Here is a 14,588-nt window from a genome sequence, read left to right as displayed (position 1 = left end):
GGCGATCATGGCCTATCTCAACGAAACCAACGACCATCCCAAACCGTTCGTCTGGACCAAAACCGCTGATGAAATCATCCAATCCATCGGACGCTTTTGTATAGAAACTTCTAACTCAGGACACTAGGATCCCCGGTAGATATCTGGCAATCACACCCCATGCTCTGGTGGGATCGATTGCACCCGGATGACTTCGGACGATTCCAGGATTGGCTGCACGACCGCTCCGCCTCTGAGATGGGCCGCGCGATAGAGCATCGCATGCGGACACACGACGGCGCGAGCCGCTGGTTCATAACGCGCGCCGCGAGGCGGGATGGCACCGGCAGTTCAGGACTACTACTGGGTGTCAGTCTGGACGTAACGGAGCTGAAGGAACTCCAGTCGGTGGAACGCGACATCACGGCCCGTAAACTGGCCGAAGAGGAACTGCGTCAGAGCGAGGAGTCCTATCGCCTCCTCTTCGAGCAGAGTCCGGACTTGATGGCGCTCGTCGTGGATGGGGGAATCCGATTCGCCAATGCACGACTGGAGCCGCTCAGCGGTTACACGCTCGACGAAATTCGCGGGCGATCTCCCACGGACTTGTTGATCGCCGATGACCGTACCCGCGCCATGGCGCGTATTCGTGAAGTGCTCGCCGGCGCACCGCCGACTGCGGGTGAGTACCGCATGCTGCGACGGGACGGTACGATCCGCACGGTGGAGGTGTATTCTCAGCGCATCCGCTTTCATGGCGCCGTCGCCTTGGTGGCGGTCATTCGCGACGTCGAAGAACGGCGGCGTACGGAAGAACAGTTGCGGGAAAGCGAGGCCGCCTACCGCACGCTGATCGAAGAGCATCCCGATCTTGTCGTGCTGAGTGTCGACGGCCTGGTTGAATACGCCAACGCGCGACTGTCCGGATTTGGCGGGTACGCCCTGCCCGAGGTGCGCGGACGATCGCTGTTCGACTTCGTCGCGCCGGAAGACTTGGCCCGGGCACGCGAGCGCGCGGCGAAAATCCTGGAAACCGGCGACCCCAGCGCTGCAGAGTATCGACTCCTCCGCAAAGATGGTACGACGATACATGTCGATGTTCGCAGTCAACGTGTCCATCTCCGTGGTCGCACAGGCCTGCTATCGATCATCCGCGACGTCGATGAGCGCCGGCGCGCCGAGGAGGAGCTGCGCGCCAGTGAGGAGGCGTACCGCACTCTGATTGAGGAGATTCCCGGACCGGTGCTGCTGATCGTGGATGGCCGACTTGACTATACAAATCAGGCGTTCCGCCGCATGAGCGGGTACACGCTCGACGAGCTGCGTGGACATTCCCCGATGGAGTTCATATGCCCGGAAGACGCGCCTCGTGCCGCCCAGCGGATGCAGGAAATCCTGGATGGCGCCCCGTCCCATCCGTCTGAGTATCGCGCGATCGCCAGAGATGGAACGCTGCACCCGATCGAAATCCGGACCCAGCGCATACACTACCGCGGCAAGACCGGTCTTCTCTCCATCATCTATGATGTCGCCGAACGCAAGCGCACCGAGGATACCCTGCGCCGCCACAGTGCCGACTTGGAGCAGCTAATTCAGGAGCGCACGGCCCAGATTCGCGAGTTGGAACGGCAACGCGCCGCCAGCGAGAGCACCGCCGCCATCGGACGGATGGCGGCACGCATCGCGCACGAAATCAACAATCCCCTCGCCGGGATCAAGAACTCCTTCCGGCTGATCAAGGATGCCGTCACCCCCGAGCATCCCTACCACTCCTACGTCGCCCTGATCGAACGCGAGATCGGCCGCATCGCCGGCATCGTGCGTCAGATGTTCGACATCTACAGACCGGACCAGGGCACGGCGCAAGAAATCCGGCTCGGATCTCTTCTCGGAGACGTGATCACCTTGCTGGAACCCCGTTGCCAACCCCGCCGGATCGGCATCCGTGTTGGTCCGATGCCAGATGAGGTGATCATCCTACCACCGGGGTACCTCTCACAGGTGCTGTTTAACATCATCCTCAATGCGGTGGAGGCCTCACCGCCGGGTGGCGTTGTCCATATCGGGGCAACGTTCGGGCCCGACGTCGCGACCGTGACCGTGGCCGATCAGGGGTCCGGCATTCCCGAAGACTTGCGGGAACGGGTCTTTGAGCCCTTCTTTACGACAAAGGGGGAAGGCGCTCCGTCCGGCGGTTTGGGACTCGGCCTATCGGTGTCGCGCGGTCTGATGGAGGCGATGGGTGGGACGATACGGTTCGAGAGCCGAATCGGCGCGGGAACGACGTTTTATCTGTCACTGCCCCGACGCGGGCCGCTGAAGGAGGCGGAGAGTGGCTGATGCACCCTGCATTCTGATTGCGGATGACGAGGAGGTCTTCTACGAGTCGACCGCCGATCTGCTGCGCCGGGAGGGGTACGAATGCGACTGCGCCCCGGATGGCCCCACCGCGGCCGCCATGATCCACGGCGACCGCTATGACCTGCTGATCGCCGACATTCGCATGCCCGGCAATCCGGGGCTGGAGCTGGTCGATGAGGTGGCTCGGACGGTTCCGGGGCTGCCGGTCATTCTCGTCACCGGCTACCCCTCCATGCAATCGGCTGTCCAGTCGCTGAACCTTCCGGTGTGGGCCTACCTCTTCAAGCCGCTCGACTTCGACGACCTGCTGCCCCGAGTGCGCGCGGCCGTGCAATACCACCAGCGCTATCGATTGATCCGCCACTCGCAGCGTCGCCTGCACGATTGGCTGGACAACATGGACGTGGTCGAATCGGTGATGCTCAAGTCCACCGGTGATGCCACGCGGGTGCCCGTGAGCGCCTTCGCAGTCCTGACACTGCGCAACATCGGCGCTGCACTGTCCGACCTGCAGCAGATTATCGACTCGCTCACCGAGGCTGCCGGTGACGCCGATGCCTGCCATCTTTTTGATTGTCCCCGTCCCGCCGCACTGCGCGCCGCCCTGAAGGAGACCGTTTCCGTCCTGGAACGAACCAAGCGCTCCTTCAAGTCGCGCGAATTGGGCGAACTCCGAGCGCGGCTCGAGCGGCTGCTCGCGCAGGAGGGCGCGTAGCGATCCCGTCAGACGGTCGTTGTGGCCGGTGTGGCTCAGCCCCGTCGCGCGGCGTAGATCTTGGCCGCGTAGTCCCAATTCACCGCATCCCAGAAGCCGGCGATGAAGCGGGGGCGCTCATTGCGATAGTCGATATAGTACGCGTGCTCCCAGACATCGAGCGTCAGGATCGGCTCCCGATCATGCTTCAGTGGCATGTCGGCATTTGAGAGCGCCATGATCTCCAGCTTTCCGCTCTTGTCCGAGGCCAACCACGCCCACCCCGACCCGAAAAGACCGGCGGCGGCATTGGAGAACGCCTCGTTGAACGCCTTGACACTCCCAAAGTCCCGCTCAATCGCCTTGAGCAGCTCGCCCGTCGGCTGGCCACCGCCCGATGGCGACATACAATTCCAGAAGAAACTATGATTCCACGCCTGCGCGGCGTTGTTGAACACGCCACCGGTGGATTTGATCACCAGATCGCGCAACGGCAATTCCGACTCCGGCTTCCCGTCCACGAGACCGTTGAGCTTCGTGAAATAGGCGGCATGATGCTTCCCGTAATGGAAGCGCATCTGCTCTTCGGAAATAAACGGCTTGAGCGCATCCAGCGCATACGGCAACTCGGGTAACGTGAATGCCATGCGTCCTCCCTCTTCCGGTTCAATTCACTCCTGTTTGCGAAACTCCGCACGCCATCAAGACCGTTGGCGCATCAGGTAATTACGGAATGGAATCGACCTTCGTGGGAACAATCTGTGTGCCACGGGTCTTCAGACCCGTGCAGTCTTTTCCCTCACCCCAACCCTCTCCCAGAGGGAGAGGGAAAAGACCAACCTCTCCCTCCGGGAGAGGTCGATCCGTTCGGAGGACGGATCGGGAATCCCACCCTTAGTACGACTTGCTCACAGAACTACCGGGTTGCTGAAAAAGGGCAACCTTTGTCATTCCGAGTCCCGCCGCTCTTTGGCGGGGCGAGGAATCTGCTTTCCTCCCATCGGAGAAACAGCAGATCCCTCGTCCGCCATGGGCGGACTCAGGATGACAAATGGGCGCAAAGGACCACTCCCATGTGTTCTTCAGCAACCTGCTACGGACAGCAGAAGTTGTCGACCGCCTGCCCGCCGCGGAAGGCGACATTCGTGAACCGTATGATATCCACGACGGACGTGACACCATCGCAGTTCACGTCGGTCCGCTGGTAGGAGCACCCGGGATCGGTCGTCCCTGCGATCCCGCGGAAACCGACGTCGATGGCCCCCACGACGTCGGACACGTCCGTGACGCCATCGGGACTCGGGTCGGCAAATCGCGCTCCGCACATGCAACGCTCGGTCTTCCAACCGAGGATGCTGTCGGCGTAGTATCGGGCCTTGTCCGCTGTCGCCTGAAGACTCGCCTCATCGAGCGTGTCGGACAGCAAGGCGACGACATACCGGGCCGTGTGAATCGGATCGAGCGTCACACCCTTCCCCAGCGTCATGATCGTGTACAGATCGGTGTCCGGCAGCACCGGTGTATTGATGCCGGACATGCCGACCAGCGTCCGGTACATGAATTCGCTGGACGGCCCGCCGCCGGCTTGAATCTCGCTTCCCGGACGTACTTGGGCGCCGACCAGCATGCCCGGTGAGCCGACCAGCATGACGCCGCCGCGATAGCGGGTCGCGGTCCACTGAGGATTCGGCGGTACATGGCCCGTTGTGTCGGTCCCCTGCTGCCAGACAAAATTGCGCGCCGCATCACCGGCGCCATGGTTGTTGGCCCAGTGCTGCACGGTACCATATCGCGCCGCGGGAACAACGTCCAAGTCGACGATCAAGCCGACCACTACGCTGTCGAGACGGACATGACCTTGATATCCCTGGCTATAGACCGTGTATCGCGCCAGGAAGAACTCATCCGAATCCGGATGCTGGGGCGCGACCCACTCGGCCGTGATTCCGATCAGGGAGTCACTGGTGCTCATCTTCGCGGTCGCGGTGGCGTACCCGTGTCCGGTCGAATACGCATCCGTGTTGTAAACCAGATCACCCTGGGCACGAAAACCGAATTGCCCCGGGTCGTTGCGGTCGTAGAACCGATGGAAGACAACTGTATCGCCGACCGGTTGCGTCCCATGCGCGATCAATAGCGAGGCATCAAAGATCGAGCTGCTTGAGTCAATGTGCCGGAACAGCCCGCCCTCATCTTCTTGGGCACCAAAACGCGCGTTGCTGCGAACATCCAAGTCGAGACACCAATCAACCCCATTCACCCCTGTCCGGAAACCGCCGATCACTTCTTGCGGACAGTAGAACTCGTCGACGACAAAGAAGTCGATGGGGAACACCTGCGGGCTGGGATGGACCGGGTCATTGTGCGTGATAGTGATCCGGCCCTGGTAGAGCCCTTCAGTCGTGATCCCCGTCGCGTCCATATGGACCGTTATCGACTTCTCAGGATCACCCGACGCTATCGTATACTCACCGCTCTCAGAGAGAATCAGCCATCCGGTCGGACCATTCAACTCTTCAACAGTGATCGTCCCCGTCATTGCCGCAGTACCGATGTTCGTGATCGTCAACGTCTCATCGTTGAATCCGCCCGGTGGCGCGTGGTACTCACATTCCGGAATAGAAGTGAGCGTGGCGGCGAAGTTGGCTGCGAGCGCAGGGCAGACATACGGCGCATCGGTCGTGCCGCCCGGCAATCGCAGGTACATGGCGCGGTTGATCTGCCAGGTTCCTTCGCCCTGCGGAATGCCCCCGGCGTCATTGTCTTCGATGAGGAAGACGTCGATGTCGTTAACATGGGGGCCGATCGTCGCCCAATGCTCCGACCGGCAGACCGAATCGGGGCGTGGCGGCAGTGTGCCGCCCGGCGGAGTTGCCCCGGGATTGCACCCCGGCGTCTTGGTGTTCGTGATGTTCACCGCCGGCGACCAAGTATGCCCGCCGGAATTCGAGACCGTCAGATACAACTCGCCATTGTAGTAATCCAGGGCCGAGGCGTCATTCTGCGACGCCTCATCCCAGCCGCCGAACTGTGTGTACACGACATAGACGTAGTTCTTGTTTGACTGCAAACCGCCCTGACACAAAGTCCCGCCGCTGCCGATCCCCATCGTCATCTTCGCCAGATGCAGATTGAAGGCGCCCGTGGAATGCAGGTTCTCCCAATAGCCAAACGCAACCGGGCGTATCTCGCCGAGCGAATCGCTCCAGTGACGGATGGCAATGTCGTGGCTCGTGTTGGCAACTCGCTGTTCATCCCAGATGATGTGCAGGTACCCGGAGTTGTCGTATCGCGTCGAGGTGTGCCCCCACGCCTGCGGACCGTTCGGATCGTTGTAATTGGTGATGATGTTCTTGTTGGCTGCACCCAGCTCCGCGCCGCTGATCCACCCCGCCCCTTCGGTGTGCGATTCGTAGTAGCAAACGTTGAGATTCCCGCTGGAGAACTCGCGGTCGGTGGTCAGCGTAATGGCACACTTCTCGGAATTCGGATCGGCCGCCAGCGTGTACGACAACTGGAAGATCGAATCGATCGCCACGGGGCCCTGCCAGACCTGCCCATCCAAGCGCCAGTAGACGATCCGGTCTGCAGGGTCCTCATTGGCCCCATGTGAGATCACGTGATAGACATCCGGCGTCGGATCGGCATTCCACTGCACCGTCCCCCGCGGCCAGAGCACTTCACCGAAGACCGGCGTGCTTGTCAACTCATCGGCGATGTGGAGCGCCGACCCCGGCGTAGGGTAGTACAGATGCCACGATGTATATGGAATCCCCGCCTCAGCACGTTGGTGAAGGAACTCATGGAAGCAGTTCTGATCGTCCACATCTCCGTTGCCATATCCACCACGTGTGTAGACATCCCCCCACCCGCAGACGCCATTATAGGGCTGATTGAAGCCTACGCCGAATCGATAGGAGCTGTAACACACGAATCGATCAGCATCCTCTATCGATAGGGGAATGTGCGTCCAACCCGTCCACGTGAAGTGCACAATATCTGCACCCGCCACACGCGCTGTCTGGTACCCTTGCGACAGATTATGTTGGTAATCATAGCTTGTCGACGCAAATGCCAGGGACCCCACCGGATCGGGCGGCGGCATCCCGGCCGTTGTGAACGCCGGATTGACCCGCAGACCACCGTCGTCGACCGCCGCCGACTTGCGCTCCGCCCACGGATTGACCCCGCCTCCATCCACGCGGAATCCCGCATGCGCATTCGTCTCCCGACGCGCCCGTTCCGAAAGCGTCGCCTTCGCCAACCGCCGCTTGAGATTTTGGACAGCGGTCCTCTCCCGTGCTGCCGACCAAGCCGACACGCCGATAAAGCCGCAAGCAACGATGACACACAAAGTTACCGCGGCCCTGCCGAACCTACGCCAAGTGTCCATCGATCAGACTCCCGGGGTCCTATAGCCCCCACAAGGCATCCCGCTCGTTCCGAGCACCCGCTCCTGTTTCGATCATCCGCCCGACGTGAGGGGCTTCGGGCCTTGTGAATTCCTGATACAAATGTAACGGGGAAAATGCAGGTGTCAAGGGCAAAGCTCCGGGGGACCCGTAGAGGCAGGTCTGAGGCGCCTGTTGAGAAAGATCCCAATGCCACAGTTGTGCGGTCGGGTGCCCACACCCGACCGTTGGTACCTTGTCACTTGCGCCGGGTGTGGGCACCCGGCGCCGCAATAGGAGAGATCCTTCAACATACCTCTGAGACCTGCCCGCAAGGGGTCGATCTCGGAACGACCCTACGAATAGGTCTTCCATTCGCGGGCAAGGGGCGGAGGCCCCTTGTCCTCGAATCGTATCCCTTACGCGAAGATTCGGCGTGGCCGCGATCTCTGATCGCGGTCCGGCCATGCCGGACGACAACACCGCGATCGAAGATCGCGGGCACGCGCTTCCGAGCGGGACTCACCGCCCCGTCGGGTCCGGGACCGGGTCCTTGATCCCGGCGAGCGTGCGCGCCAGCTCGGCCGACTTGTCCCACTCGCCGCGCGAACGGATCACCAGCTTGGCCCCGTCGGGCGAGCCGCCGCCGTGCATGCATCCCGGCACACCGGCGCCGATCGTCAGCCACTCGACCAGTCGCGCCGCACGGGCGCGCGATTCACCGTCGATGGCGGCACCCAGATAGTGCTTCAAGCTCTCGCCGTATTCTGCATTCTCCAGATCGACGGTCGACGGTATGCACCCGGTCTCGCCGATGCCGCCGGCGATCTCCTGCGCCAGACGCGAGGTTTCATAGGGAAGCGTCGCCACATGGGTCTTGTTGACGTTGGCCAAAAGCGGATCGGGAATCCAGACCCCCGACGGATGCGCCTTGCCCAACACCGCCGCAGCGATACCGACACCGAAGGTCGTCTCGTTGTTGATCTGCATCTGGACCAGTTTGTCCTTGAAGACCTTCTCCGACAAACCATTGGCGCGCGCCATCAGGATCGCCGCGCCGATCTTGACGTCCCCCTGCCCCGCCACGCACGAGCCGATCGCCGCCCGGTACGGCATGATGAAGTTCATCACCGCCCGCAGCGCCGCGCCGGTCTCGCCATTGATGAAGATGCGCTCGTTGGGCACGAACACATCCTCGAACAGCAAATACCCTTGCGTAATACCGCCGGTATTGACGGGGATATCAAATCCCGCCTCCGCCTCGCGCGAATCCGATGGCCGCCGTGCCTCCACGACGGTCAGGCCTTTGATGTCGCGGGGGACAGCGAAGGAGATCGACCAGTCCTCCTCGCCTTCTTTGCAGGCCGAGCCGGGGAGAACGAATACCTCTTCGGCCGCCGCGGCACCGGCGATCATAATCTTGGCGCCGCGCACGACCACGCCATCGGCACGCCGTTCGACCACACGCAGGTACATATCCGGCGCGGCCTGCTGGGACGGCGACTTGGTCCGGTCCCCTTTGGGGTCGGTCAGCGCCCCGCAACAGGTGATGTCGCGCCGCTGCGCGTCGGTCAGCCATGCCTTCAGGCGGGCGTGATACTGCGTGCCCTGCTTCTGGTCGATCTCATAGGTCGTCGCCCACATCGCATTGAGCGCGTTGCCTCCGACACACCGTCCACCGGTGCAGGTCCCCGTGGTCTGGAACGCCCACCGTTTCATCTTGCAGACTGCAATCAGGTCCTCGGCTGAGCGGATCAACGACAGATACCGGGAGGCCGGTCCGTCGATCAGGTCCGAATGCGTGGTGACCAAATCCCGCGTCTGGGGATCATGCGCGGCCGCGAAGAGACGGGAATGCCCGGCAATCGAGCGTCGCGTCGCCGGATGAGTGGTGACATCATCGATCCGCTCGCCAAACTTGTGGACGTTCGGTCGCATCGCTTTCAGCGCGGCCATGTACTGTTCCGGTATGCGCAGTGCCATATCGATCTCCTTGGTTGGTCGTGCGGATCAGCGCCTCATTCCCGGCCCCTGCAATAACGTACGGCACGGAGAAGCTGCACCGCCCTGCGAAAGTAGGGATTTTGACAAGAATGAAACGGTCGCCAGACGAAGTAACCTCTCCCCCCGGGAGAGGTCGCCCGCCGAAGGCGGGCGGGTGAGGGAAGCGCTCCGAGGAATCTGCGGCGTTTCCTATGGCAACCTGAACCGCCAACCGCAGAACCAACTGTCCGGATGCGGATCAGGCGGACAGCCGAGACACTCGGTGCGGATGCGCGGATCGATTGCGCTCGCGAACGTCGTGTACTCAATCATGCCCCCCGACTTGCAGGGGTAGTCGGCGAGCCCCTTGCGCTTGCGCGCCGATTGCACGCGGCAGTCGTTCATGTGCAGAACCAACGTCCCGGAGTCGGGACGTTCGATCGTGTACTTGTTGATGTGCGCGTACAGCCGATGTCGCAGCGCCTGGTCCAGAGCATCCAAGCCGCCCTGATCGGGCAGACCATGCATCTGTTTGATCCGTGCCGCCTCGAACGGCGAGAAGTGCTCCCAGGCGGCGTTGTTGCACTCCTGCGCCTTCGCCAGACCGGAATGCCTCTCCACCGCCTGAAACCACAAGCCATCGCAAGCCAGCCAGTTCACCGACATCGCGGTCCGCAAGGCCTCCAGTTCCGCCTGCTTCAACCCACTCAGCGCCTCCGGGATCCCGTCGGAAACCAACGTGCCGGCTGTCTGTCCGATGCGCCCGGTCGCCAGCTTGAACCACTGATCCCACACCGTGGACTCCAGAGCTATGCACGCCTCCGGACCGAGCCGTCGCTCGGTCTCCTTCCACCACAGCGCGTAGTGGATCATCGTACGGTGGAGTGCTTCGATGATGAGTCGGACCAGTTCATCGCCCGATCTGGTTTCGCTGCTGGTGATGTTGTTGTCTTCCGGCATGCGATCCTCTCTGTGAGCACATTCCAACCCAAGCAGGCCCAAGATAGCGGCATGCCGGAGGATTGTCGCGGGGAATCGAGAGGGAGATTGGATGTGACACAGACCACCTGGCAGAGCGAATCCGAGAATCGTTCGGGAGGGCGAGGCTCCCGCCGAGCCGTCTTTGACAGGCTGCCATGACCCCGGCTCAGCAGGAGCTTCGCCCTCCCGAAAAACGTGGAGGCGTGATCCTGTCAGCGAGGTTCTGGGGCAGCGGCCCGTCAGACCGTCACACCGACCAACTGCAGCCCGTGGGCTTCTTCGATCTCTTTCGGCGTGCCGCACGACGGACAGACGAACAGATGTCCGATCAGATCATCGGCGTGGACGGTCTCGGTATGCCCGCAGGCAACGCAAGTGTGCTCCACAGTGTATTCGTCCACGACAATCTCGACCCCTGCCAGCGGCGTCTGGTCCGACAGCATAACCAGCGCCTGCCGCAGCGGCTCTTCCTTGAAGGTGCTGCCGCACCGCACGTGGATAGCCTTTACGCTGGTCACGCCTTGCCTCGCCAGTTCTACAAGGAGCTTCTCGACCAGTTGCTGAACGACGGAGTATTCATGCATGGACGATGTCCCTCTGGAACATAATCCGCGATGCCTCCAGGACAACGGCGCACCGATGCCGTCACTACCCGGGAAGGACACACTGTCGGGGACCGTATCACCGGCGATCCCAACCGTCAGGATACGGGCGTCCGCCGCCAAATCCAACTGAAGTTGGAGGGTGTCATCGTGCTGCAGCGGCCCCGCCACCGACTGGCAGGTTGCATCCGCCGGACCATCTGTGCCTGTCGGCCGTCAGGCGACCGTCGGGTCCGTACTGACCGTCGCGGATTTCAACTCCCGGCCCCGCCAGAGCAGATAGATGGCGGGATAGACGAGGAGTTCCATCAGGAAACTCGTGAACAGGCCACCGACCATGGGCGCAGCAACACGCTTCATCATGTCGGCACCGGTACCGGCGCTCCACATGATCGGCATCAGACCCATGGCCGCCGCCATCACCGTCATCATCTTCGGGCGGATGCGCTTCACGGCGCCATGGATGATCGCCTCGTGCAGGTCGGCGAGCGTGCGGAGCCTGCCGCTGCGCCGATATTCGTCATGGCTCAGGTCGAGGAACAGGAGCATGAAGATGCCGGTCTCGGCATCCAGACCGGCCAAGGCAATCATGCCGACCCACACCGCAATCGAGACATTGTAATTCAAGACATACAAGAACCAGACGGCGCCGACGAGGCTGAATGGCACCGCCAGCATAACGATCAGTACTTTCGTCGTGGACCTCGTGTTCGCATACAGCAACAGAAAGATCAGCAAGATGGTGATCGGCAGGACGATGTTGAGGCGCTCGCGCACGCGCTGCATGTTCTCGTATTGGCCGCTCCAGACCAGCGAGTAGCCGGTGGGCAGTTTGAGGTGATCCGCAACAGCGCGTTTCGCGTCGGCCACATAGCCGCCGATGTCGCGTCCGGCGATGTCCACATACACGTAGCCGGCCAGCATGCCGTTCTCATCGCGGATCATCGCGGGGCCGTTGACCAACTCAATGTCCGCCAGTTCGCCGATGGGGACGTGTACGGGCGTGGCGCCCCGCATTGCGGCATCGCCGGTCGTCATCCCGCCGCTGCCATTCCCGACACCGGAGCCGGCACGGGCCGTGACCAGCACGCGGCGCAACTGGTCGAGGTCGGAACGGAGGTCCCGCGGGTATCTCAAATTGACCGAGTAGCGCTCCCGGCCTTCGATCGTGGTGGTTATGGTCTCCCCACCGATCGCGCTCATGATGACACCGTGCAGATCGTCGATGGTCAGGCCATAGCGGGCCAGTTGGTCACGTCTCGGGACAAAGTCCACAAAATACCCGCCGCCGGCGCGCTCTGCGAACACGCTCCGGGTTCCGGGGATCTGTCGCACGATCGTTTCCAGTTGTTCTCCGATGCGCTGGATCTTTTCCAGATCGGCCCCGAAGATCTTGATGCCGATCGGCGTCCGGACCCCGGTGGACAGCATGTCGATACGCCCTTTGATCGGCATCGTCCACGCGTTCACGTTTCCCGGTATCTGTAGCGCGCGGTCCATGTCCGCGATCAGTTCTTCATAGGAGATGTGCTCCGGCCAGAGATGGCCGAGCACGGCGCGGAGTGGCTTGGGCCAACCGCTGAAGAACCGTTCCTTGCGCCGCCATTGCTCCTTCGGCTTGAGCATGACGGTGGTCTCCATCATCGAGAACGGCGCCGGGTCGGTGGAGGTCTCGGCGCGGCCCGCCTTACCCCAGACCCTGACCACCTCAGGGAATGATCTCAGAATCCTGTCCTCGGTCTGCATCAGGCGCTGGGCCTCGGTGACGGAGATTCCCGGCAGGGTGGTGGGCATGTAGAGAATCACGCCCTCATTGAGCGGAGGCATGAACTCGTGGCCGAGTTGCACGTACACCGGCACGGTGGTCGCCACCACCAACACAGCCAGTATGATTACCGTCTTGGGGTGGCGCAGCACCCACCGGCACGGCGGCTCGTAGATCGCAAACAGTATGCGGCTGACCGGGTGTTTTTCCTCGGGATAGTATCGGCCGACGGCGAATGTACTCGTGATCCTCGCCAGCCAGCGCGGGCGGAAGGTGAAGTCGTCCATTCGCGCAAAGAGCATGCGCACCGCCGGATCGAGCGTCACCGCCAGCAGGGCTGCCAGGGCAATGGCCAGAGTCTTCGTATAGGCCAGTGGCTTGAACAGCCGGCCCTCCTGATCCACCAGCGTGAAGACCGGGAGGAACGAGACGGCAATGACCAACAGCGAGAAGAAGACGCTCGGTCCGACCTCCTGGAGGGCTTCGAGGCGGACCTTGTGAAAGTCGCCCTTACTACCCTCCTCCCGCCACCGTTCGAGCTTCTTGTAGGCGTTCTCGACCTCAACGATCGCCCCGTCGACGAGCACGCCGATCGAGATCGCCACGCCGGCCAGACTCATGATGTTCGATGTGATGCCCATGTAGTACATCGGGATGAAACACAGCACGACCGAGATCGGGATGGTGATGATCGGCACGATGGCCGAGGGGATGTGCCAGAGGAAGAACAGGATCACCAGACTGACGATGATCATCTCCACGATCAGCTCATGCTTGAGGTTCTCGATCGACTCGTGAATCAACTCCGATCGGTCATAGGTGGGGACGATGCGCACACCTTCGGGCAACGAAGGTTCGAGCTCGGCCAGCTTCGCTTTCACACGCGCGATGACGTTGAGCGCATTCTCGCCGTGGCGCATGACCACGATGGCCCCGACCGCGTCGCCGTCGCCGTCCAAGTCGGCAACGCCGCGTCGGATCTGCGGTCCCAAGGCGACGGTCGCGACATCGCGCAGCAACACAGGCGTACCGCCTGCACCGGTCTTGACGACGACTTGTTCCAATGCCTCCGGGCTTTGGATGTAGCCCCGGGCGCGCACCATGAACTCCTTGCCGCTCCACTCAATGAGACGGCCGCCGACTTCGTTGTTCGAGCGCCGGATCGCCTCGGTGAGTTCCATGATGCTGAGGCCGTAGTTTTGCAGTCGACCGGGGTCAATCGTGACCTGGTACTGCTTCTGAAAGCCGCCGATCCCGGCCACTTCCGCCACGCCCGGCACACTCTGCAGCGCATAACGCAGATTCCAATCCTGATAGCTGCGCAACTCGGCCAGACTGTGCCGCCCCGACGAATCGACGAGCGCGTATTGAAACACCCACCCCACGCCGGTCGCATCCGGGCCGAGTTCCGGATTGACGCCGGCCGGCAACGAGCCCGTGATCTTCTGCAGGTACTCGACGACACGGCTGCGCGCCCAGTAGATGTCGGTGCCGTCCTGAAAGATGACATACACATAGCTGAAGCCGAAATCGCTGAACCCGCGGATGGCCTTTACCTTGGGCGCCCCCAGAAGCACCGTGATGATCGGGTAGGTAACCTGGTCCTCGATGATATCCGGGCTGCGGTCCCAGCGCGTGTACACGATCACCTGTGTATCCGACAAATCGGGGATCGCGTCCAACCGCATGTGGCTCATCGTGTAGAACGCGTAGGCCACCGCCGCCGCCGTGAGCATGATCACCAGCACGCGGTTGGCGGCCGCAAACGCGATCCACTTCTTGATCCAGGTGCCGTCTGATGTCGATGAACCGTGCATGGCCGGATGCGTCAG

The 14,588-nt window shown here is 62.0% G+C and carries 9 protein-coding genes; 3 read left to right on the top strand and 6 right to left on the bottom strand.

The genetic code is table 11. The annotated features are described in order from the left end of the window. The 3 genes from AB1792_10360 to AB1792_10350 all read left to right on the top strand — a co-directional run. Positions 1 to 127, top strand: a 127-nt coding sequence (locus AB1792_10360; protein ID MEW5702619.1) for an IS630 family transposase, incomplete at its 5' end; no start/stop codon positions are given. 32 nt (positions 128 to 159) lie between these two features. Beyond that, the gene (locus AB1792_10355; protein MEW5702618.1) at positions 160 to 2,319 is read left to right on the top strand and encodes a PAS domain S-box protein; all 2,160 of its coding nucleotides are present in this window, start codon (positions 160 to 162) and stop codon (positions 2,317 to 2,319) included. Next, positions 2,312 to 3,055 carry a response regulator gene (locus tag AB1792_10350; protein MEW5702617.1) on the top strand — a complete coding sequence of 248 codons (744 nt, stop codon included), beginning with the start codon at positions 2,312 to 2,314 and terminating at the stop codon, positions 3,053 to 3,055. The genes AB1792_10355 and AB1792_10350 overlap by 8 nt, the downstream gene beginning before the upstream one ends. A 35-nt stretch (positions 3,056 to 3,090) precedes the next feature. On the opposite strand, the gene AB1792_10345 is transcribed toward AB1792_10350, so the two are convergent. The 6 genes from AB1792_10345 to AB1792_10320 all read right to left on the bottom strand — a co-directional run bounded on the left by AB1792_10345 (position 3,091) and on the right by AB1792_10320 (position 14,573). Then, complete coding sequence (locus AB1792_10345; GenBank protein MEW5702616.1) at positions 3,091 to 3,681, bottom strand: superoxide dismutase; 591 nt, start codon at positions 3,679 to 3,681, stop codon at positions 3,091 to 3,093. Between the two features lie 446 nt (positions 3,682 to 4,127). Further along, complete coding sequence (locus tag AB1792_10340; GenBank protein MEW5702615.1) at positions 4,128 to 7,298, bottom strand: hypothetical protein; 3,171 nt, start codon at positions 7,296 to 7,298, stop codon at positions 4,128 to 4,130. Positions 7,299 to 7,947: 649 nt separating this feature from the next. Beyond that, positions 7,948 to 9,408, bottom strand: a complete 1,461-nt coding sequence (locus AB1792_10335) for a 4-hydroxyphenylacetate 3-hydroxylase N-terminal domain-containing protein (protein ID MEW5702614.1) — start codon at positions 9,406 to 9,408, stop codon at positions 7,948 to 7,950. A 210-nt stretch (positions 9,409 to 9,618) separates the two neighbouring features. Beyond that, positions 9,619 to 10,368 (bottom strand): DUF6125 family protein, encoded by a 750-nt coding sequence (locus tag AB1792_10330; GenBank protein MEW5702613.1) that lies wholly within the window; start codon positions 10,366 to 10,368, stop codon positions 9,619 to 9,621. 260 nt (positions 10,369 to 10,628) lie between these two features. Next, a complete protein-coding gene (locus tag AB1792_10325; GenBank protein MEW5702612.1) occupies positions 10,629 to 10,973 on the bottom strand; it encodes a hydrogenase maturation nickel metallochaperone HypA in 345 nt (114 codons plus the stop codon). A gap of 234 nt (positions 10,974 to 11,207) precedes the next feature. Further along, positions 11,208 to 14,573, bottom strand: coding sequence for a CusA/CzcA family heavy metal efflux RND transporter (locus tag AB1792_10320; GenBank protein MEW5702611.1), 3,366 nt, complete (start codon positions 14,571 to 14,573; stop codon positions 11,208 to 11,210). Positions 14,574 to 14,588: the final 15 nt, after the last annotated feature.

This window comes from Candidatus Zixiibacteriota bacterium (genome assembly GCA_040752595.1).
In the GTDB taxonomy this organism is placed as follows: Bacteria; Zixibacteria; MSB-5A5; order WJJR01; family WJJR01; genus JACQFV01.
This window is presented reverse-complemented; position numbering and strand designations above follow the sequence as displayed.